This is a genomic window from Streptomyces sp. NPDC001532 (assembly GCF_040298625.1).
Classification (GTDB): domain Bacteria; phylum Actinomycetota; class Actinomycetes; order Streptomycetales; family Streptomycetaceae; genus Streptomyces.
The window spans coordinates 46,470-66,039 of sequence record NZ_JBEPAL010000047.1; the positions used below are offsets into that span (position 1 = coordinate 46,470).

Genomic DNA, 19,570 nt, shown 5'->3' on the forward strand with positions numbered 1-19,570 from the left:
GACATATCGCGAGCGTGAGCAGCAGGCGCTGCAAACTGCGGCTGGTCGCCGTTCTCGATGGAGCACGGGTTCGCATACGAATCTCCGTCGGTGTGGGGTTGGGTTGATCGGGCGGGGTGAACGTCGGCCCTGGGCGCGGCACGGCCCGGGGCCGACGCGTGCAGGGGGTGGGGGTCAGGGGCGCCGGACGGGGACGTTGACGTCGGCGACGTTGATGTGGCCCCAGCCGCCGTCGGCCTGGTCGACGACCTCGATGTAGATCCGGTCGCCGATGTGGGCGGAGAGGTCGAAGACGACTCGGCGGTACTGCTCGGTGCTCCGGCCGGTGGTCTTGGCCAGCACCTTTCCGTCGCTGGCGCGGACGGCGGCCGCGTAGAGCCGGTCGGGGTCGTTGCCGCCGGACACGAGCAGGTCGATCACGCCGTCTCCGCCGAGGACCACGGTGGCGGAGCGCAGGACGCCGGTGGCGCCGTCGCCGCCTCCGGCAGGGTTGAATCCCCACAGGTGGTGGCCGGTCGGGTCGGCTTCGGTCTCGGCCTGGTAGAAGGGGCCGCCCCAGCCCCAGTCGGTGCGGGTGGTGACGTTGGCGTCGCTGAAGGTCGTGCCGGAGACGACGGTCCATCCGGTGAGGTCGCCGGTGGCGAAGTCGTGGTTGGGCAGTGCGTCGACGTCTGCCGGCCGCGGCGGGTCGTACGCGGCGGGTGCGGCCGGGGTGTCGTAGGCGCCGTTCATGCGCCAGGCGTCCAGGGACACGACGCGTGCCGACCCGCCGTCGGCGGCCAGCCGCAGGCCGGTGGCGTCCTCGCGGGTGGGATAGATACGGCTGGTGATGCTGTTGGTGCCGTTGACGTACGCCTCCAGCATCGAGCGGTCGAGCAGGACCCTCAGGGTGAGGCGTCCGCCGTCGAGTTCCACGCTGCCGCCGTGGACGCCCTTGCGGACGTCCGGGTCGAGGCTGGAGCGGCCGCGGTCGATCAGGAAGCGGCGCTCGTCCGTGTCGTAGGTCAGCAGGGTCTCTTCGGTGCCGTCGGCGCAGGCTCGAACCGCCAGGGTGATCGTCCGCGCGCCGCGCGGCTCGATGACGGCGTGGATGTCCAGCAGGTCGCCGGAGACAGCGGCGAGCCGCCGGTTCGCTTCCGCCACCGAGGTGTGCCGGATGCGGGCCAGTCGCGTGCCCCGCAGACCGGCGGCCTCGGCGATCGGCTCGACGCCGAGGGTGCCGTCCTGGCGCAGGGAGACGGACACGGGCATGCCGGCGTTGTGCGCCCAGCCGGACTGGGCGTGCTGCTGCTCGGTGCGGCGGTCCTGGGTGATGCTGAAGACCACGGATCGGCCGTCGGGGGTGACGAAGCCGGAGGGGCCGGTGAAGTGCTCGCCGAAGTCGAACTCGCGGGGCTTTTCGTGGTCGGGGACGAAGCGGTGCTCGCGCTTGTCGAAGGTGCCGATCCAGTAGTACGTGTGCTTGACGGCGTTTGGGTTGAACCCCTCCCACCACGGACAGATCAGCAGGATGTGCTTGCCGGTGCGCCTGCCGCGGGGACCGGGGAGCGGGAGGAGCACAGGCAGCTCCCACACCTCACCGGGCTCGGGCAGTGTGGCGAGGTCGTTCCAGTGCAGCGGGCCCTTGTAGGCCCACGGGCCCTCGGGCCGGCGTGCGGTGTAGAGGAGAGCGGTTCCGCCGTGCTTGCGGGTGACCTGGGCGCCGTCGTAGTCGACGATGCCGCTGCCGACGAGCTGGTACCAGACGCCGTCCTCTTCCCAGACGAACGGGTCACGGAAGTTCTCCGCCCACGCGGTTCCCGGTCCGGCCGGCAGGTTCGCGGGGGCTTCGGTGACCGGCTCGGAGCGCATCGTCCAGGTGGGGAGGTCGGTGTCGCCGTCCGCCGGGTAGGTGGAGACGGCGAGCCCGGTGCGCTGGCGGTAGGGCAGCCGGTCGTCGCCGCCGGTGAAGAAGAGGACCGGGCCGCGGTCGCCGTCGACGCAGGCGGATCCCGACCAGATGCCGTCAGGGCCGGCGGAGTCCGCGGCGGGGGCCAGGGCGATGGGAAGGTCGCGCCAGTGCACCATGTCGGTGCTGACGGCGTGGCCCCAGTGGATCTGTCCCCAGAACGGTCCGAGCGGGTCGTGCTGGTAGAAGATGTGGTACTTGCCCTTGAAGTACACCGGGGCGTGCGGCTCGTTCATCCAGTGCCAGGGCGGCAGCATGTGGAACTGAGGGCGGTGCCGGTCGCCGTCGAAACGGGACCGGTGGTGGGTCAGGTCCGGGCGAGGCACGCGGTGACCGGGCAGCGCGGCGATCTTCTCGGCGTGCTCGCGCTGCGCCGTCGCGTCGTCCAGGGCGCCCGGGCGCAGGGTCAGGCTGTCCATCAGGCCCATGTACATGTTGGCGTGGAACTCGCCGTTGAGCAGGGTCGGGCGGTTGTGCTTCCCGATGAGCAAGGGCTCGCCCGGCGCGGGCTCGGGGGCCTTGTCGGGGGTGACGGTGGTGCCGATCAGGCGGCCGTCGAGGTAGAGGCGCAGCTGGTGGGCGGCAGGGTCGTAGGTGGCCGTGACGTGGCTCCACCGGCCCTTGGCGGCCGGCTGGTCCGGGGCGCCCTTGACCTCGATCAGGTCGGTGCCGAAGCCCAGCTGGAAGACGATCTGCCCGAAACGCCGCAGGCCGAGCAGGAAGCCGGTCCTCGCGCCCGGGTCGTGCTGGTTGACCAGCGCCTGGGGCTTGCCGTCGATGCCGTGCTCGTAGGCGTAGGGGGCGATCCACACGTCGACGGTCATGCCTTCGGCGAGGTCGAGCTTGCCGGGTCCTTCGGCGGTCACGTAGGTCGAGTAGCCGTCGAAGTACAGGGCCCGGCCTTGCACGCCACGGCGGCGTACGGGGTCGCTGTCGGGCTTGTACCGGGCGTCGTTGAAGACGTAGTCCACCGGGGCGGCCGATCCGGAGACCGCCTCGCGGGCGACCGCGCCGGACCGTTCGTCGAAGTCCCAGCGGGCGGTGGGCTTTTGGGGGCCTTCGGGCCGGCCGCCGGGGGCGGCGGAAGCGGGGGCGAACGAGAGCGGCACGACGGCACCGCCGACGGCGGCGGATACGACCCTGAGGGCTGTTCTTCTCCTCATGCTGCCTCCTGGGCTGCGTGACAGACGGCGACCTGACGGCCTGCCAATTCGATTTAGGTGATGGATCGGCATGGTTCGGGCGCCGTCGCCGCTAAAGCAAGAGCTAACGCATACGAATCTCAGCTTCGCACTACCCAGAGCTGTGCAAATCGGTACAGAAAGTCACCGTTACGCAGGCGAGATGTCCGGGGTGTTGACAGCGCATGACGAGTGAAGCAATCTCATCGCATCTTGCTAATCCGATTTAGCCGAGCGGAGCTGATCCACCGATGTCCGAACGCCGCGTGACCATGGCCGACGTCGCCCGCGAGGCGGGCGTATCGCCGACGACCGCGTCGTTCGCCCTGTCCGGCCGCACCGACATGCGCATCTCCGACGCCTCCCGGGAACGGGTCCTGGAAGCGGCCAGGCAGCTGGGCTACCGCCCGAACGTCACCGCGCGCAGCCTGCGGACGAAGTCCACGCAGACCATCGGGTTCGTCTCGGACCGGATCACCACCACCCCGTTCGCCGGCGACGTCATCCGCGGCGCCATGGAGGCCGCCCGCGAGCGGGACAACCTGCTGTTCATCACCGAGGCGGGCGGCGACCGCGCCGCCGAGTCCTCGCTGGTCCACGCGCTGCTGGACCGCCAGGTCGACGCGGTGATCTACGCGACGATGTTCACCCGGTACGTCACTCCGCCCAAGGAACTGTTCGGCCGCCGCGTGGTGCTGCTGAACTGTCTGGCCCCCGGCTTCGACGCCCCCTCCGTCATCCCGGACGAGCTGGAGGCCGGCCGGGGCGCGGCCCGCGCCCTGCTCGCGGCCGGCCACACCCAGGGCATCTGGGCGATCGGCGGCCACCAGGCCGTCCCGGCCACGCCCGAGGGGATCATCGCCGGCAACGAACGCATGCGCGGCCTGGAGGAAGTGCTGCGCGAGGGCGGCGCCCGCCTGGACGGCGTCATCGAATGCGACTGGGACACGCTGGACGGCTACCGGGAGGTGTCCGCCCTGCTGGCGGCGGGGACCCGGCCCCGGGCGCTGGTGTGCCTCGCCGACAGGGTGTCCTTCGGCGCCTACCAGGCGCTCGCCGAGGCGGGGCTGTCGGTGCCCGAAGACGTGTCGGTGATCTCGTTCGACGACCAGGACATCGCCTCCGTGCTGCGGCCCGCGCTCACCACGCTGAAGCTGCCGCACTACCAGCTCGGACGCCTGGCCGTGGAGCTCATCCTGCGCGGAGGGCCCCTCGACCCGATCGTCCACCGGGTCCCCATGCCGCTGCGGGAGCGTTCTTCCCTCGGCGCCCCAGCCGGGAACTAGGCCGGCGACACAAGACAGCCGTCCCGCCACCCGCTCCGAGAGTCCGGAGCGGGCGCGGGACGGCCACCAAGAACAGCGACCGACGCAACCGGTCGCCCAGGGCGGGTCCTGCAAGACCCGCCTCCGTGAGATGGAGGAACCTCGTGGTGTTCAGAACAAGGCGCCTCGCTGCTGCGAGTGTAGCCGCCGCGGCGGCAACCGCGCTCGTCGCCGGATGCGCGTCCGGCAGTGGCGGGAGCTCGTCCGGGGCCAGCGGTGACACGCTGACCCTGTGGACGCACAACGCCGGCAACTCGGCCGAGCTCGACGTCGTCAAGAAGATCATCAAGGACTTCAACGGCTCCCAGAGCAAGTACAAGGTCGAGCTGCAGTCGTTCCCGCAGACCGACTACAACAACTCCGTCGTCGCCGCCGCCTCGGCCCGCAAGCTGCCCTGCCTGCTCGACGTGGACGGCCCCAACGTGGCGAACTGGGCCTGGGGCGGCTACCTGGCCCCCATCGACGTCACCGGCAGCCAGGTGCCGGTCGAGGACCAGCTCGACAGCACCGTCGGAACCTACAACGACAAGCTGTACTCCTTCGGGCACTACGACGTCTCCCTGGCCTTCTTCGCCCGCAAGTCCGTCCTCGACGAGCACGGCATCCGTATCCCCACCATGGACAAGCCCTGGACCAAGGACGAGTTCGACGCCGCCCTGGCCAAGCTGAAGAAGAGCGGCAAGTTCACCTACCCGCTGGAGATGGGCACCGGCGGCAGCGGCGAGTGGTGGCCCTACGCCTACTCCCCGCAGCTGCAGAGCTTCGGCGGCGACCTGATCGACCGCAACGGCTACAAGACCGCCACCGGCACCCTCGACGGCAAGGAGTCCGTGGAGTGGGGCGACTGGTTCCAGTCGCTGGTGACCAAGGGCTACATGGCCAAGAAGTCCGGCGCCGACCCCAACAAGGACTTCCTCGCCGGCAAGAGCGCCATCCAGTGGGACGGCAGCTGGAACGCCACCAAGAACGCCGAGAAGCTCGGTGACGACCTGGCGATCATCCCGCCGGTCGACTTCGGCAAGGGCCCGAAGATCGGCGGCGCCTCCTGGCAGTGGGCCATGAGCTCCACCTGCTCCAACAAGGAGGGCGCGCAGGAGTGGCTGAAGTTCTCCCGCCAGACCAAGTACTTCGTCGATTACGCCAAGGCGACCAGCACCATCCCCGCCACCAACGAGGCCGCCACACAGGTCGAGGACTACCAGCCCGGCGGCAGGTTCGCGGTGCTCGTCCAGTTCGCGCAGAAGTACGCGACCCTGCGACCGGTCACCCCGGCCTACCCCTACATCTCCACCGAGTTCCAGAAGGCGGCGCAGGACATCCTGGCCGGCGCCGACCCCAAGAACGCCCTCGGCCAGGCCGCGAAGAACATCGACAACAACCTGAAGACGAACAACAACTACTCAGGCTGACCCGCCCTGGTCCGGTTCGGGCCCCCGACCACCCAGCCCGAACCGGACCGGCTCCCTGGAGATACCGTGACCACCAAGACCGCAGCCCCCCAGCGGCTGCGCCCGGTCCGGCGAACCCGCACGAACAACGCCCGTCGCCGAGAAAGCCTCACCGCCCTCGGCATGGCCACCCCGGCCGTCGTGCTGCTGATCGTCTTCCTCGTCGTACCGGTCGCCCTAGCCTTCGCCCTGGCCTTCACCGACGCGAGACTCATCTCGCCCACCCCAGCCCGCTTCGTGGGCCTGAGGAACTTCACCCAGCTCTTCACCGATCCGGTCTTCTACAAGTCCCTGCGCAACACGATCTACTTCGCCGTGGTCGTCGTCCCGCTCCAGGCCGGCCTCGCCCTCGTCCTGGCACTGCTGGTCAACGCCAAGGTGCGGGGCATCAACTTCTTCCGGACCGTCTACTTCCTGCCCGTCGTCACCTCGATGGTCGTGGTGTCCCTCCTGTGGACCTTCCTCTACCGGCAGGACGGCCTGGTCAACAACATCGTCTCGACCCTGACCCTCGGCCACTTCCAGGGCCCGGACTGGCTGGGCGACCCGGCCACCGCGATGCCCGCCATCATCCTGATGTCGGTGTGGCAGGGCGTCGGCTTCCACATGATCATCTGGCTGGCCGGTCTGCAGACCATCCCCGCCGAACTGTACGAGGCCGCCGAACTCGACGGGGCCACCACCTGGCAGCGTTTCCGCCACGTCACCTGGCCCGGGCTGCGCTCCACGCGCACCTTCGTGCTCGTCACCATCACGATCGCGGCGTTCAGCCTCTTCACCCAGATCAGGGTGATGACGCAGGGCGGCCCGCTCGACTCCACCACCACCGTCGTCTTCCAGGCGGTGCGCACCGGCTATGACCAGCAGCAGACCGCCTACGCGGCGGCCATCTCGCTGATCTTCTTCGTACTCGTCCTGACCGTGTCGCTCGTCCAGCGGTTCCTGACCCGGGAGAAGGACTGACATGACCTCCCTCCTCAAGCGACTCGGCGGTCATGCCGGACGCATCGTCCTGGCCCTGGTCTTCGCGCTCCCGCTCGTTTTCATGCTGGTCTCGTCGTTCAAGACGGACGACCAGATCTTCGGCGACCTGGGTTCGGTGAGCGCCTTCCTCCCGGTCGGGGCTCTGTCGCTGGACAACTACACGGCCATGTTCGACCGGGTCCCCGCGGCGCGCTTCCTGCTGAACTCGGTACTGATCTCGTCGATCACCGTGGTCCTCGGCATCATCGTCAACAGCCTGGCCGCCTTCGCGCTCGCCCGGATGCGGTGGTCCGGCCGCAAGGTCGTCCTGACCACGGTCATCGCCACGCTCATCGTGCCGTTCGAGACGTTCGCGCTGCCGCTGGTGTGGTGGGTCAACCAGCTGCCGCTCCTGCGCGTGAACGGCTTCCACCTGGAGTGGACCACCGGCTGGATGGACACCTATCAGGTGCAGATCCTGCCGTTCGTCGCCAACGCCTTCTCGATCTTCTTCTTCCACCAGTTCTTCCAGAGCATCCCCAAGGAACTCGACGAAGCAGCGATCATGGACGGCGCCGGCTGGTTCACCATCTACCGCCGCATCGTGATGCCGCTGTCCGGCCCGGCCGTCGCCACCGTCGCCATCCTCACCTTCCTGCCGGCCTGGAACTCCTACCTGTGGCCGCTGATGGTCGTCCAGAGCGAGGAACTGCGCCCGGTGATGGTCGGCATCTCCTACTTCTTCCAGCTCAACGTGGGCTGGGGCCAGATCATGGCCTACTCCTCCATGATCACCGTGCCGATCCTCGCCCTGTTCGTGGCGTTCCAGCGGTCGTTCGTCAACAGCATCGCCTCCACCGGCGTCAAGGGCTGACCCCGCACCCGCGCTGTCGGATCCGCCCCGTCCTCATGACTTCCGTGTGCCTCGCACGCCCTGAGAAAGGCCCCGTGTGTCCACGTCGCCTGCCGACCCCCACCTGCCCGCCGTCCATCTGCGACCGCCCCGCAACTGGATCAACGACCCCAACGGCCTGGTCTTCCACGACGGCCACTACCACGTCTTCTTCCAGTACAACCCGCACGGCCCCCAGCACGCGAACATGCACTGGGGCCACTACCGAAGCCCCGACCTGCTCACCTGGGAACCCCTCCCCGTCGCCCTCACCCCCACGCCCGGCGGATACGACGCCGACGGCTGCTACTCCGGCAACGCCATCTCCACCGGCGACCGCATGGTGGCCTTCTACTCCGCCCACCGCAACGACCGCTGGTGGCAGCCCGTCACCACCGCCGAGTCCCACGACAACGGCCACACCTGGACCAAGCGGCCCGACCTGCTCATCCCCGAACCGCCCGCCGGCACCACCATGTACCGCGACCCCTACGTCTGGCGGCAGAACGAACGCTGGCGGATGCTGGTCGGCTCCGCCCTCGACGACGGCCGCGCCGCGGCGCTGCTGTACGAGTCCGAGGACCTGGAGCACTGGACGTACCGCGGCCCCTTCCACACCAGCGACACCACCGCTGATGCGGGCCCGATCGGCTGGGAGTGCCCCCAGTACGCCACCTTCGGCGATCACGGCGTTCTGATCCTCAGCGACTGGACACCGCAGGGCGGCCCCAGCCACACCACCGTCGTCACCGGCCAGGAGAAGGAGGGGCGCTACGAAGCGGCCACGGCCCCCGTGCCACTGGACCACGGTCCCGACTTCTACGCCCCCGCCCTACTGAAGGCGCCCGGGGAAGACCGCTGGCTGATGTGGGGCTGGGCCTGGGAGGCCCGGGACGACGCCTGGGCACACGAAACCGGCTGGGCAGGCGTCCTCACGCTCCCCCGAGAGGTCAGCCTCACCGCCGACGGCACGGTCGCCCAGCGCCCCGCCCGCGAACTGCTGGCCCTGCGCGGCCCGCGTGTCCTGCACGGAACCGGCCACGTCACACGGGCCGAGCCGGCCGAACTCGGCCGGATCGGCCACACCTTCGACCTCACGGCCGCCCTGACACCGGACACCACCGGTACCAGCGGGCTGCGCCTGATCACCTCCGCCGACGGCTCCGAGTACCTCGACATCAGCCTCGACCCCACAGCAGGCCGCCTCGTCGTCGACCGCACCCACGCCTCGACGGACACCCGCGCACGGGGAGGCGTGTACACCGCTCCCTGCCCGGCCGCGGCACACCCCAACACCCCCGTCGAGCTCCGCGTGATCGTGGACCGCTCGATAGCCGAGGTCTACCTGGCCGACGAGCAGGTCCTCACCCTGCGGTTCTACCCGTCCACCGACGGGCCGTGGCAGCTGCAGGCCCGCACGACAGGGTCAGGACGCGGTGAGTTCGCCGTCGCGGCCTGGAATCTGATCCCGGAAGACCTCCCCCGAGAAGCCCAACTGGCGGGCCGGGGAATGCAAGGCGCTTGATTCCAGGGCCACACGAGCCCTGGAGGCCGGCCCACCACACGGAAAGGCCACGCGCATTCCGCACCGGGCACGGCAGACATGTCCACCGCAGCTCCCACGCCCTTGCCGCGCCCTCGGCTGCGTTCCGCGGCGCGGGGCGACAGCCCCGCGCCCTACCTGAAAGGCAGAAAGTCACCATGGCCCGACCCGGGTCCCCCGGCAGTGTCGACGTCCTCGGCGAGTGCGTCGCCGACATCTTCGAGGACCACGACCGGTCCGATTCCGGCGGACTGGCCCTGCGGGCGCTGGCCGGAGGAGGCCCGGCCAACACCGCTGTCGCCCTCGCCCGGCTCGGCACCCCCACCCGATTCCTCGGACGCTTCTCCCGTGACGCCTTCGGCACGCTCTTCCGCACCCGCCTCAGCGCCTCCGGCGTCGACCTGGGTGACAGCGTGACGACCTCCGAGCCCAGCACACTCGCCGTCGCCGACCTCGACGCGACCGGCCAGGCCGCATACACCTTCTACGCCGAGGGCGCCGCCGACTGGCAGTGGACCAGCAGCGAACTCGCCGCGACGCGGCACGACGACGCGGTCTGCCTGCACACCGGCTCCCTCGCGTTGATCCGCCGGCCCTCCGGCAACCGCATCGAGGAACACCTCGCCCAGGTCCGCGAGCACGCCACCGTGTCCATCGACCCCAACGTCCGCCCCCTGCTCGTACCCCCCTCCGCCTATCGCGAACGGTTGCCCCACTGGTGCGCCCTCGCCGACATCCTCCGCCTCAGCGAGGACGACTGCGCCGTCCTCGCCCCTGACACCGGGCTAGACGAGGCGTGCGACATCTGGCACGCGGCCGGCGTCCGCCTCGTCGTCATCACCCTCGGCGGCAACGGCGCCCTCGCGTCATTCGACGGCATGCGCGTCACCGTCACGGCCCCTCCTGTCACCGTGGTCGACACCGTCGGAGCCGGAGACTCCTTCACCGCGGGCCTCCTCCACCGCCTCGCCGCCCTCGGACACCTCGGCGGCCGGCTCGATGGGCTGACCCTCGACGACGTCACCGACGCTTGCTCGTTCGCTGCTCAGGTCGCCGCCCTGACATGCTCCGTCGCCGGTGCGAACCCGCCCTGGGCGGACGAGACGGAGGCCGGGTCCGGCGCCGGTCGATTCCTGACCCGGCGGGCAGGCTGAAGGGCTCCGGCTGCCTCTGGGACTTTTCTGGGACTTTCAGCTGCATCAAGCGGCACGAAGGTGAAAGAAGGGAAAGGACATTTTCCCAGGTCACCTGCCTCACGCAGTGAATCTGCGCAGCTCACAGGGTCGTCGAGTCTTTTCCGGGACATCTGACCGCCGGCGATCGCCCGCGCCCCGGCCGGGGGTGCGGACGATCGCCGCATGCCGGCCCCCTCCCCCGCACCGCCCGCCACCCCTGCCCCCTGGGCGGTGAACCGGTCAGGGGCGTGTGGGGCCGCATGCCCGGCTCGAGTTGCCGCCGGACTCCCTCTCGCACGAGGGATGAAGGCCGCGCGCTGACGGCTGGTCAGTTCATCGGGGGAGGCGGGTGACACCTTGCGCGTGCTCGGAGATTCCGCCTTCCGGCTCTTCCTGGCCGGCGCCGTGATTTCCGCGCTGGGCGACAGCATGCTGTTGTTCGCGGCCGGCATCTGGGTCAAGCAGCTCACCGGGAGTTCGGGATCCGCGGGCACGGTGTACCTGGTTCTGGCGCTGGGTGGCCTTCTCTCCCCGCTGTACGGCGTTCTCGCCGACCGCGTCCGGCGCGGGCGCCTGATCGTCACGGTGAACTGCTGCATGGCGGCGGCCCTGCTGCCCCTGCTGCTCGTGCGGGACGGCACCGGGCTGTGGATCGTCTACGCCGCGATGGCCCTCTACGGCATCGCCAACAGCGTCATCTCCACCACGCAGACCGCTCTGCTGCCGTCGGTCGTGCCGAAGGAGCTGCTGGCGGAGGCGAACGGTGTCTGGCAGTCGGCCGCGCAGGTCGTCCGCCTCTTCTCCCCGACCCTGGGCGCGGCGCTGCTCACCTGGGCGGGATCCGTCGTGCTGGTGCTGATCGACGTGGCCTCCTCCCTGCTGGGCGCCGCCGTGGTCGCCCTGCTCAAGCTCCGCGAACAGACGCCCGGTCCGGGGGCCGGACACTGGCGGCTCGACATGACCGAGGGAGCACGCTTCCTGGTACGGGACGCCATGGTCCGGCAGATCGCGGTGGTGGTCGGCGTCTCGACGCTGGCGTTCGGCTTCATGGAGACGGTCAACTTCGACATCGTGGACGAGGTCCTGGGCCGGGACGCGGCGTTCCTCGGTGTGCTGGTGACGGTGCAGAGCGTGGGAGCGGTCCTGGGCGGCCTGCTGGTCGGCAGGATGTCGCGGCGCATGCCCGAGGGAATGGTGATCGCAACGGCCCTGGTCGCGAGAGCGGCGTCCACGGCCGTCCTCGTGATCCCCGATGTCCTCGCCGTGTCCGCGGGCTTCCTCGTCGCGGGCTTCCTCGTCGCGGGTGTTCATCATGCCGTTGATCGCCGTCGCCTCCACCACGGCCATCCAGCGCCGGGCTCCCGCCGAGGCGCTGGGCCGGACGTTCGGCTCGTTCTCCTTCACGGACCGACCGTGAAGTGGAGGACCGGATCACCGAGTGGGACGGCGCGGGCCCGGCGTAGGAGCCTGCCGGTGCGTGTCGCGGGCGGCGTCGCCGGGTGATCGGGCAACCGGGGAGACGGTAGTCAGAGAGCGGCGAGCAGGTCGTTCAGCGGGGCCGGGGTGTGGTCGGGGTCCAACGCCTCGACCAGGACGCGGCCGTAGCGGATCTTGCGGCCCTTCTTGGTGCCGAGGAAGCGGCGCAGCTGGTGCTGTGAGGTGCGGTCGCGTTGGGCGGGCTGGTTCAGGAAGGTCCGCAGGGCGCGTTCGTCGCCCTCCGCCCGGACCAGTTCGGTCACCCGTGGCACGCCGAGCGCGCGGATCAGCTCGTCCTCCAGGTCCGCCGCGCAGACGAAGAAACCGTGGGAGCCCGCGTCGGCCCGCTCCCAGCCGCGGGCGTAGAAGGGGCGCTCCCGCTCGTCGCACAGGCCGGTGAGGCGCAGGCCCAGGCCGGGGGGTCCGAGGAGGCCGGCGAAGCGTCCGACGTTCATCGCGCCGCCCATCGACACGACGCAGACACCTTCGGCCTCCAGGTCCCGGCCGCGGCGCGCGGCGAGCGCGTCGACCGCCTCGAAGTCGCTCGGGCCTTCCAGCAGGACGACCGCCCGGACGGGCAGCCGCGCGGCCAGTTCGCGGGCGGGACCGCCGGGGCCTCCGGCCGCCCACGTGGTGACCGCTTCCCGGAACGACGCCATGTCAGCCATGGGACGAGTCTCCGCCCTTCCCGGCCGGCGCGGTAGGGAGTTTTCCCGTGCCTGGTGGCGTGTGTGGTGTCGGTGCGTCCTGACAGACTGCCCGCAGTCGTGCACAGGGGGGCGTATGGACGAGCGGGATGCCGAGGTCCGGGTCGAGGAGCTGACCCGGGGGTTGCGGCGGCTGGCGGCGGGGCTGCTGGAGGCGGCCGCCGAGCATCCGGACGCCGTGCGGGCACGGGAGTTGTCCGCGGCGGCGCGGGCGCTGACCGGTGACGTGCTGGCCCGCCTGGACGGCGTCGCCGTCGACGGCTCGGCCGCCGCGCCGGCGGAGCCCGAGGTGGCCGAGGTGGCTGAGGTGCACGACGCCGTACCGCCGGCCAAGGCGGGCGCGGAGTCCTCGTGCGGGTCGGCGCTCGAGGAACTGGTGGAGCTGTACGTCCCCCGGCGCGCCCGGCGCCTGACCGAGGACCCGGTGATGACCGAGCCGGGCCTGCGCTACGAGCGGTGGAAGCATCTGCACCGGGTCCGGTACGGACGCGGGACGCCGTTCGAGAAGGCGCCGCTGTGGACCGACGAGGTGCCCGGCCGGGGCCGGCGGGTGGTGCGCGGCGTGCACTCGCGGGCGGAGGTGCTGCGCCGCCTGCACCACACCTACGTCACCCGGCGGGACCTGGACGGCCCGGAGGGCGAACTGGCGCTGCGCGTCCTCGCCGGGTGCGGTGCGATCAGCCGCTCGCGGGCGATGGAGGACGCCGAGCTGATCGACTCGTCGCAGCTGGCGTCGCGGCTGGAGGCCGTGAAGTGGCGGGCCCTGGTGACCGCCGCCGAGCGGGGCGAGCACGCCCGTGCCGAACTCCGTACCCAGTTGCGGCAGCTCGACGTGCTGGCCGCCGCCGTGCTGGAGCTGGACGTCGCCTACCGGCGCCGCGACAGCAGCCCCGCCCTGGGCGCCCGGATCGCGGGCGCCGCGCAGGGCGTGAAGGCGGTGCTCCGGCACTGGCCGCCGGCAATCGAGGGAGCCGAGGCGGAAGCGGCGGCGCCGTAGTCCCGGAGCACGGCCGTACGGTCAGCCCGCGAGCAGCGTGACGTCCTGCCGCAGCGCCGCGTGGAAGCGCGGCAGCGGCAGGCCGCTCGCGGTGTTCAGCTCCATCAGGACGGCCTCCACCTGGGCTGCGCCCGCCTTCAGGGTGCTGGGCAGGGGCTTGGCGCTGTTCTGCCAGACGCGCGTCAGGCCGTCGCACACGGCCCGGCTGCCGCCGATGCCCTGGCGCACCGATCCGTCGGACTGGGCGACGGAGGAGCTGACGAAGACGGGGCCGGTGGCGCCGGTGCAGCGGTAGGTGCCGCTGAGGGTGAGCGTGCCGTCGGCGGCGATCCGGCCGACCTGGTCGACGGTGATCGTCTCGGTGACGTCGGCGGTCGCGGGCGTCGCGGGGGCGGCGAGGGCGAGGGCGGCCACGGCGGCGACGCCGAGGAGCGAGCGGATCGGCATGGGAGCCTCCTGGTGTGGGGGCTTCCACTGGTACCCGGCGGCCGCGGCCTCCGGCGTGATCATCACTCTTCCGGTGGCGCGTCATCCACGGGTGCGCTCACGGCAGTACGGCGAACCCGTCCAGCTCCACCAGCGCCCGCTCGTCCCACAGCCGTACGACCTCGACGACCGCCATCGCCGGATAGTCGCGGCCCGCCAGCCGCCGCCAGATGCGGCCGAGTTCGGCGGCGTGGGCGCGGTAGTCGGCGACGTCCGTGGCGTAGACGGTGACGCGGGCGAGGCCGGCGGGGGTGCCGCCGGCCGCGTCGAGTGCCGTGAGCAGGTTGCCGAGCGCCCGCTCGAACTGCTCGGGCAGACCGCTGCCGGTGATCTTGCCGTCGGTGTCGAGCGCGGTCTGGCCGGCCAGGAAGACCAGCCGGGAGCCGGTGGCGACGACGGCGTGCGAGAAGCCGGTCGGCGGGGAGAGGTCGGGCGGGTTGACGCGCTCGACGGTCACGGGGCCTCCCGGTACAGCTCTTTGGCGATGATGCCGCGCTGGACTTCGCTGGCCCCTTCGTAGATGCGGGGCGCGCGCACCTCGCGGTAGAGGTGTTCGAGCAGATGGCCGCGGCGCAGGGCACGGGCGCCGTGCAGCTGGACGGCCCGGTCCACGACGTACTGCGCGGTCTCGGTGGCGAGCAGCTTGGCCATCGCCGCCCGTTTGGGCACGTCGTCCGCGCCGTCGTCGTAGGCCGCCGCCGCCGCGTACACCAGCAGCCGGGCCGCCTCGGTGCGCAGGGCCATCTCGGCGACCTGGTGGGCGACCGTCTGCTGGGCGCTGAGCGGTCCGCCGAAGGCCTCCCGGCGGGCGGTGTGGGCGAGGGTGGCGTCGAGGGCGGCCTGCGCCATGCCGACGGCGAAGGCGCCGACGCTGGGCCGGAAGAGGTTGAGGGTGCCCATCGCGACCCGGAAGCCCCGGTCGGGCTCCCCGAGGACGTCGTCCGCGGTGACCGGTACCGCGTCGAGGTCGAGGGCGCCGATGGGGTGCGGCGAGAGCATGTCGAGCGCCCGTCCGCTCAGCCCCGGCCGGTCGGCGGGCACGAGGAACGCGGTGACTCCGCGGGCGCCCGCGCCGGGGGTCGTGCGGGCGAAGACGGTGTAGAAGTCCGCCTCGGGGGCGTTGGAGATCCAGCACTTCTGCCCGGTGAGCCGCCAGCGGGCGGAGCCGTCGGGTGCGGCGGCGGGGGCGGCGTCGAGGGTGGCGGCGGGGGCGGCGTCGAGGGTGTCGGGCTCGCGCTCCGCCGCCAGTGACAGCGCCGCCGCGTCCGAGCCCGCGCCCGGTTCGGTCAGGGCGAAGGCGGCGACGGCGGTGCCGGCGCGGACCGCCGGGAGCCAGCGGGCGCGCTGGGCCGGGGTGCCGTGGGTGTGCACCGGGTGGGCGCCGAGGCCCTGGAGGGCGAGGGCGGTCTCCGCCTCGGTGCAGGCGTGGGCCAGGGCCTCGCGCATCAGGCACAGGTCGAGCGCGCCGGAGGTGAACAGCCGGTCCAGCAGGCCGAGGCGGCCCAGTTCGGCGAGGAGCGGGCGGTTGACGTGCCCCTCCTGGCCCTTCTCGGCGAGCGGGCGGAGCCGTTCGGCGGCCAGGGCGCGCAGTTGCGCGCACCAGGCGGTGCGTTCCGGGTCGAGTGAGAATGCGGGCACGGGCGGTCCTCCTTCACGAAGGTCTGACGCCTCACCCGAACGGTATCGCGCTCCATTGACTGCCGTCACCAACACGATACGCTCCGAGAGCGACCGCGACCCGTGACCGCCATCCGACCGCGACCCACCCGACGCCCACCAGGCAAGGGGGCGAACCGCCATGGACCGCCACAGCCGCCCGATCCCACCGACAGGCCCGCTCCCCCCGACAGGCCCGCTCCCTCCGTTCCGCCCGCTCCCCCCGTCCCGTTCGGCCCACGTCGACACCTTCGCGCGCGACCACCTCCCGCCGCCCGACCAGTGGCCCGAGCTCCGCTTCGACCTGCCGGAGCTGCGCCACCCCGAACGGCTCAACTGCGCCACCGCGCTGCTGGACGGCCCGCCGGACGACCGCCCGGTCTTCCACACCTCCGACGGCCCCTCCTGGACCTACGGCGACCTGCGCACCCGCGTCGACCGGCTCGCCCACCTCCTCAGCGCCGACCTCGGCATCGTCCCCGGCAACCGGGTGCTGCTGCGCGGCCCCACCAGCCCCTGGCTCGCCGCGTGCTGGCTGGCGGTGCTGAAGGCGGGCGCGGTGGCCGTCACCGTGCTGGCCCAGCAGCGCCCGCACGAGCTGGCCACGATCTGCGAGATCGCCCAGGTCCGCCACGCGCTGTGCGACGTCCGCGCGGTCGACGACCTCGCCAAGGCGGAGATACCGGGGCTGCGGATCACCGCGTACGGCGGGGACGCCCCGGACGACCTGCTGAACCGCCCGACGCCGGTGACGCCGTACCCCACGGTGGACACCGCGGCCGACGACGTGGCGCTGATCGCCTTCACCTCCGGCACCACCGGCCGCCCGAAGGGGTGCATGCACTTCCACCGGGACGTGCTGGCGATCGCGGACACCTTCTCCCAGCACGTGGTGCGCCCGCACGAGGGCGACGTCTTCGCGGGCAGTCCTCCGCTCGGCTTCACCTTCGGTCTCGGCGGTCTCGTCGTCTTCCCGCTGCGGGCCGGGGCGAGCGCGCTGCTCCTGGAGCAGTCGGGGCCGCGGCAGCTGCTGCCCGCGATCGCCGAGCACCGGGTGTCGGTGCTGTTCACCGCGCCGACCGCGTACCGCGCGATGCTCGCCGAGCTGGACGGGCACGATCTGTCCTCGCTGCGCCGCTGTGTCTCCGCGGGCGAGAACCTGCCCGCGGCGACCTGGCACGCCTGGCACGAGCGCACCGGGCTGCGGATCATCAACGGCATCGGCGCCACCGAGCTGCTGCACATCTTCATCTCGGCGGCCGACGAGCGCATCCGGCCCGGGACGACCGGGGTGCCGGTGCCGGGCTGGCAGGCGCGGGTGCAGGACGAGCACGGCGAGCCGGTGCCCGACGGGGAGCCGGGGCTGCTGGCGGTGCGCGGCCCGGTCGGCTGCCGCTATCTCGCCGACCCGCGGCAGGCGGAGTACGTGCGCGGCGGCTGGAACGTCACGGGCGACACCTATGTCCGCGAGCCCGACGGCTACTTCCGGTACGTCGCCCGCGCCGACGACATGATCATCTCCGCCGGGTACAACATCGCGGGGCCCGAGGTGGAGGACGCCCTGCTGCGGCACCCGGACGTGGTGGAGGCCGCGGTCGTCGGCCGGCCCGACGAGGAGCGCGGGGCGGTCGCGGTGGCGTACGTGGTCGTCGGGGAGGGCGCGGCGCGGGACGCCGGGGCGCTGCGCGCCTTCGTCAAGGCGGAGCTGGCGCCGTACAAGTGCCCGCGGGAGATCGTGTTCCTGGACGCGCTGCCGCGCACGGCGACCGGGAAGCTCCAGAGGTTCCGGCTGCGCGACGGAGGTGACCTGCGGTGATCCGCACGGCTGACACGACTTAAAATGATCAACGTGTCCGACCAGCACGCTCCCCGGTCTCTCATCGTCACGCTCTACGGCGCGTACGGCCGCTTCTTCCCCGGCCCGGTGCCCGTAGCCGAACTGATCCGGCTGCTGGCCGCCGTCGGCGTGGACGCGCCCTCGGTGCGTTCGTCGGTCTCCCGGCTCAAACGGCGCGGACTGCTCGTCCCGGCCCGCACCGAGCAGGGCGCGGCGGGCTACGAGCTGTCCCCGGACGCCCGTCAGCTGCTCGACGACGGCGACCGGCGCGTGTACGCCACCGCGCCGCCCGCGGACGAGGGCTGGGTGCTCGCGGTGTTCTCCGTCCCGGAGACCGAACGGCAGAAGCGGCATGTGCTGCGCTCCCGGCTGGCCGGTCTCGGCTTCGGCTCGGCGGCGCCCGGCGTGTGGATCGCCCCGGCCCGGCTGTACGAGGAGACCCGGCACACCCTCCAGCGGCTGCGCCTGGAGACCTACGTCGACTTCTTCCGCGGTGAGCACCTGGGCTTCGCGCCGACCGTCGAGGCGGTGTCCCGCTGGTGGGACCTGGCCGAGATCGCCAAGCAGCACGAGGCGTTCCTGGACCGGCACGCGCACGTGCTGCGCGACTGGGAGCAGCGGCCGGACACCCCGCCGGAGGCGGCCTACCGCGACTACCTGCTCGCCCTGGACTCCTGGCGCCATCTCCCGTACGCCGACCCGGGACTGCCGGCGGGGCTGCTGCCGCAGGACTGGCCGGGCGTGCGGTCGGCGGCCGTGTTCCGCGGGCTGCACGAGCGGCTGCGGGAGGCGGGGGCGGCGTTCGCCGGGCTCGCACCCGCCGCCGAGGGCCCGTCCGACCGGCGCTAACGGAACCCTCAGGTTTCTCTGTCCTCCCTCTCAAGTTCCTTGCCTAACGTCCCTCGGGTCGTTCGCCGGGAGAGATGAGGACAGGAACACATGACCACCACGCCAAGGTCGACGGGAGCCACCGTCTGGCTCACCGGGCTGCCGAGCGCGGGCAAGACCACGATCGCGCGCCTCCTCGGCGACCGGCTGAAGGCCGAGGGACGTCGTGTGGAGGTCCTCGACGGTGACGAGATCCGTCGTTTCCTGTCCGCGGGCCTCGGCTTCTCCCGGGCGGACCGCCATACGAACGTGCAGCGCATCGGCCTGGTCTCCGAGGTGCTGGCGCGCAACGGCGTGCTGTCCCTGGTGCCGGTCATCGCCCCGTACGCCGACAGCCGCGAGGCGGTGCGCAAGCGGCACGAGGCGAGCGGGACGCCGTATCTGGAGGTCCATGTCGCCACCCCGGTCGAGGTGTGCGGCGAGCGGGACGTGAAGGGGCTGTACGCCCGGCAGGCGGCGGGTGAGCTGACGGGGCTGACGGGTGTCGACGACCCGTACGAGCCGCCGGCCGACGCGGCGCTGACGCTGCGCACGCAGTCGCAGACCCCGCGGGAGTCGGCGGACGCCGTGCACGCGCTGCTGGCGGAACGAGGGCTGGTGTGAGCGACTTCGCCCTCTCCCATCTGGACGCCCTGGAGTCCGAGGCCGTCCACATCTTCCGCGAGGTGGCGGGTGAGTTCGAGCGGCCGGTGATCCTGTTCTCCGGCGGCAAGGACTCCATCGTCATGCTGCGTCTCGCGCTGAAGGCGTTCGCGCCGGCGCCGGTGCCGTTCTCGCTGCTGCACGTCGACACCGGACACAACTTCCCCGAGGTCATCGACTACCGCGACCGTGCGGTGGAGAAGCACGATCTGCGGCTGCACGTGGCGTCCGTGCAGGACTACATCGACCGGGGAGTGCTGCGCGAACGTCCCGACGGCACGCGCAATCCGCTCCAGACGCTGCCGCTCACGGAGAAGATCCAGAGCGAGAGGTTCGACGCCGTCTTCGGCGGCGGCCGCCGCGACGAGGAGAAGGCCCGCGCCAAGGAGCGCGTGTTCTCCCTGCG

At 71.7% G+C, this 19,570-nt stretch carries 17 protein-coding genes; 12 read left to right on the forward strand and 5 right to left on the reverse strand.

Annotated features, from left to right (window positions below; genetic code table 11):
• Nucleotides 1-174: 174 nt before the first annotated feature.
• Nucleotides 175-3,111, reverse strand: coding sequence for a glycoside hydrolase family 32 protein (locus ABT232_RS31935; RefSeq protein WP_351846458.1), 2,937 nt, complete (start codon nt 3,109-3,111; stop codon nt 175-177).
• 269 nt (nt 3,112-3,380) lie between these two features.
• Between ABT232_RS31935 and ABT232_RS31940 the strand changes: the two genes are divergently transcribed.
• The 7 genes from ABT232_RS31940 (at nt 3,381) to ABT232_RS31970 (ending at nt 11,978) form a co-directional block, all read left to right on the forward strand.
• Nucleotides 3,381-4,415, forward strand: a complete 1,035-nt coding sequence (locus tag ABT232_RS31940) for a LacI family DNA-binding transcriptional regulator (protein ID WP_351846461.1) — start codon at nt 3,381-3,383, stop codon at nt 4,413-4,415.
• 146 nt (nt 4,416-4,561) lie between these two features.
• Nucleotides 4,562-5,863, forward strand: a complete 1,302-nt coding sequence (locus ABT232_RS31945) for an ABC transporter substrate-binding protein (protein WP_351846464.1) — start codon at nt 4,562-4,564, stop codon at nt 5,861-5,863.
• Between the two features lie 66 nt (nt 5,864-5,929).
• Complete coding sequence (locus ABT232_RS31950) at nt 5,930-6,865, forward strand: carbohydrate ABC transporter permease (protein ID WP_351846466.1); 936 nt, start codon at nt 5,930-5,932, stop codon at nt 6,863-6,865.
• A gap of 1 nt (nt 6,866) precedes the next feature.
• Nucleotides 6,867-7,739 (forward strand): carbohydrate ABC transporter permease, encoded by an 873-nt coding sequence (locus ABT232_RS31955; RefSeq protein ID WP_351846468.1) that lies wholly within the window; start codon nt 6,867-6,869, stop codon nt 7,737-7,739.
• A gap of 76 nt (nt 7,740-7,815) precedes the next feature.
• The gene (locus tag ABT232_RS31960) at nt 7,816-9,282 is read left to right on the forward strand and encodes a glycoside hydrolase family 32 protein (RefSeq protein ID WP_351846470.1); all 1,467 of its coding nucleotides are present in this window, start codon (nt 7,816-7,818) and stop codon (nt 9,280-9,282) included.
• A 176-nt stretch (nt 9,283-9,458) separates the two neighbouring features.
• On the forward strand, nt 9,459-10,454 hold the full coding sequence (locus tag ABT232_RS31965) for a carbohydrate kinase family protein (RefSeq protein WP_351846473.1): 996 nt from the start codon (nt 9,459-9,461) through the stop codon (nt 10,452-10,454).
• A 384-nt stretch (nt 10,455-10,838) separates the two neighbouring features.
• On the forward strand, nt 10,839-11,978 hold the full coding sequence (locus ABT232_RS31970) for an MFS transporter (protein WP_351846475.1): 1,140 nt from the start codon (nt 10,839-10,841) through the stop codon (nt 11,976-11,978).
• A 23-nt stretch (nt 11,979-12,001) separates the two neighbouring features.
• Here ABT232_RS31970 and ABT232_RS31975 read toward each other — a convergent pair whose 3' ends face one another.
• Nucleotides 12,002-12,619, reverse strand: coding sequence for a TOPRIM nucleotidyl transferase/hydrolase domain-containing protein (locus ABT232_RS31975; protein ID WP_351846478.1), 618 nt, complete (start codon nt 12,617-12,619; stop codon nt 12,002-12,004).
• A 115-nt stretch (nt 12,620-12,734) separates the two neighbouring features.
• Here ABT232_RS31975 and ABT232_RS31980 point away from each other — a divergent pair, with 115 nt between their 5' ends.
• Nucleotides 12,735-13,655 carry a hypothetical protein gene (locus tag ABT232_RS31980; RefSeq protein ID WP_351846481.1) on the forward strand — a complete coding sequence of 307 codons (921 nt, stop codon included), beginning with the start codon at nt 12,735-12,737 and terminating at the stop codon, nt 13,653-13,655.
• A 21-nt stretch (nt 13,656-13,676) separates the two neighbouring features.
• On the opposite strand, the gene ABT232_RS31985 is transcribed toward ABT232_RS31980, so the two are convergent.
• From ABT232_RS31985 to ABT232_RS31995, 3 genes are all read right to left on the reverse strand, one after another.
• Complete coding sequence (locus tag ABT232_RS31985; protein ID WP_351846483.1) at nt 13,677-14,102, reverse strand: DUF6299 family protein; 426 nt, start codon at nt 14,100-14,102, stop codon at nt 13,677-13,679.
• Between the two features lie 97 nt (nt 14,103-14,199).
• The gene (locus ABT232_RS31990; RefSeq protein ID WP_351846486.1) at nt 14,200-14,598 is read right to left on the reverse strand and encodes a RidA family protein; all 399 of its coding nucleotides are present in this window, start codon (nt 14,596-14,598) and stop codon (nt 14,200-14,202) included.
• Complete coding sequence (locus ABT232_RS31995; RefSeq protein ID WP_351846489.1) at nt 14,595-15,779, reverse strand: acyl-CoA dehydrogenase family protein; 1,185 nt, start codon at nt 15,777-15,779, stop codon at nt 14,595-14,597. The genes ABT232_RS31990 and ABT232_RS31995 overlap by 4 nt, the downstream gene beginning before the upstream one ends.
• 160 nt (nt 15,780-15,939) lie before the next feature.
• On the opposite strand from ABT232_RS31995, the gene ABT232_RS32000 reads away from it, so the two are divergent.
• The 4 genes from ABT232_RS32000 to cysD form a co-directional block, all read left to right on the forward strand.
• Complete coding sequence (locus ABT232_RS32000; protein WP_351846491.1) at nt 15,940-17,613, forward strand: AMP-binding protein; 1,674 nt, start codon at nt 15,940-15,942, stop codon at nt 17,611-17,613.
• Between the two features lie 24 nt (nt 17,614-17,637).
• On the forward strand, nt 17,638-18,483 hold the full coding sequence (locus tag ABT232_RS32005) for a PaaX family transcriptional regulator (RefSeq protein ID WP_351846493.1): 846 nt from the start codon (nt 17,638-17,640) through the stop codon (nt 18,481-18,483).
• Nucleotides 18,484-18,573: 90 nt separating this feature from the next.
• On the forward strand, nt 18,574-19,125 hold the full coding sequence (gene cysC / locus ABT232_RS32010; protein WP_351846495.1) for an adenylyl-sulfate kinase: 552 nt from the start codon (nt 18,574-18,576) through the stop codon (nt 19,123-19,125).
• Nucleotides 19,122-19,570: sulfate adenylyltransferase subunit CysD (cysD, locus tag ABT232_RS32015; RefSeq protein WP_351846498.1), on the forward strand; the 449-nt coding region annotated here is incomplete at its 3' end. The genes cysC and cysD, both read left to right, overlap by 4 nt.

Bases quoted from the DNA above. Each gene is read 5' to 3' on its own strand.
- ABT232_RS31935 (WP_351846458.1), bottom strand. From the start codon at position 3,111: ATGAGGAGAAGAACAGCCCTCAGGGTCGTATCCGCCGCCGTCGGCGGT.
- ABT232_RS31940 (WP_351846461.1), top strand. From the start codon at position 3,381: ATGTCCGAACGCCGCGTGACCATGGCCGACGTCGCCCGCGAGGCGGGC.
- ABT232_RS31955 (WP_351846468.1), top strand. From the start codon at position 6,867: ATGACCTCCCTCCTCAAGCGACTCGGCGGTCATGCCGGACGCATCGTC.
- ABT232_RS31965 (WP_351846473.1), top strand. From the start codon at position 9,459: ATGGCCCGACCCGGGTCCCCCGGCAGTGTCGACGTCCTCGGCGAGTGC.
- ABT232_RS31975 (WP_351846478.1), bottom strand. From the start codon at position 12,619: ATGGCTGACATGGCGTCGTTCCGGGAAGCGGTCACCACGTGGGCGGCC.
- ABT232_RS31980 (WP_351846481.1), top strand. From the start codon at position 12,735: ATGGACGAGCGGGATGCCGAGGTCCGGGTCGAGGAGCTGACCCGGGGG.
- ABT232_RS31985 (WP_351846483.1), bottom strand. From the start codon at position 14,102: ATGCCGATCCGCTCGCTCCTCGGCGTCGCCGCCGTGGCCGCCCTCGCC.
- ABT232_RS32000 (WP_351846491.1), top strand. From the start codon at position 15,940: ATGGACCGCCACAGCCGCCCGATCCCACCGACAGGCCCGCTCCCCCCG.
- ABT232_RS32005 (WP_351846493.1), top strand. From the start codon at position 17,638: ATGATCAACGTGTCCGACCAGCACGCTCCCCGGTCTCTCATCGTCACG.
- cysC (WP_351846495.1), top strand. From the start codon at position 18,574: ATGACCACCACGCCAAGGTCGACGGGAGCCACCGTCTGGCTCACCGGG.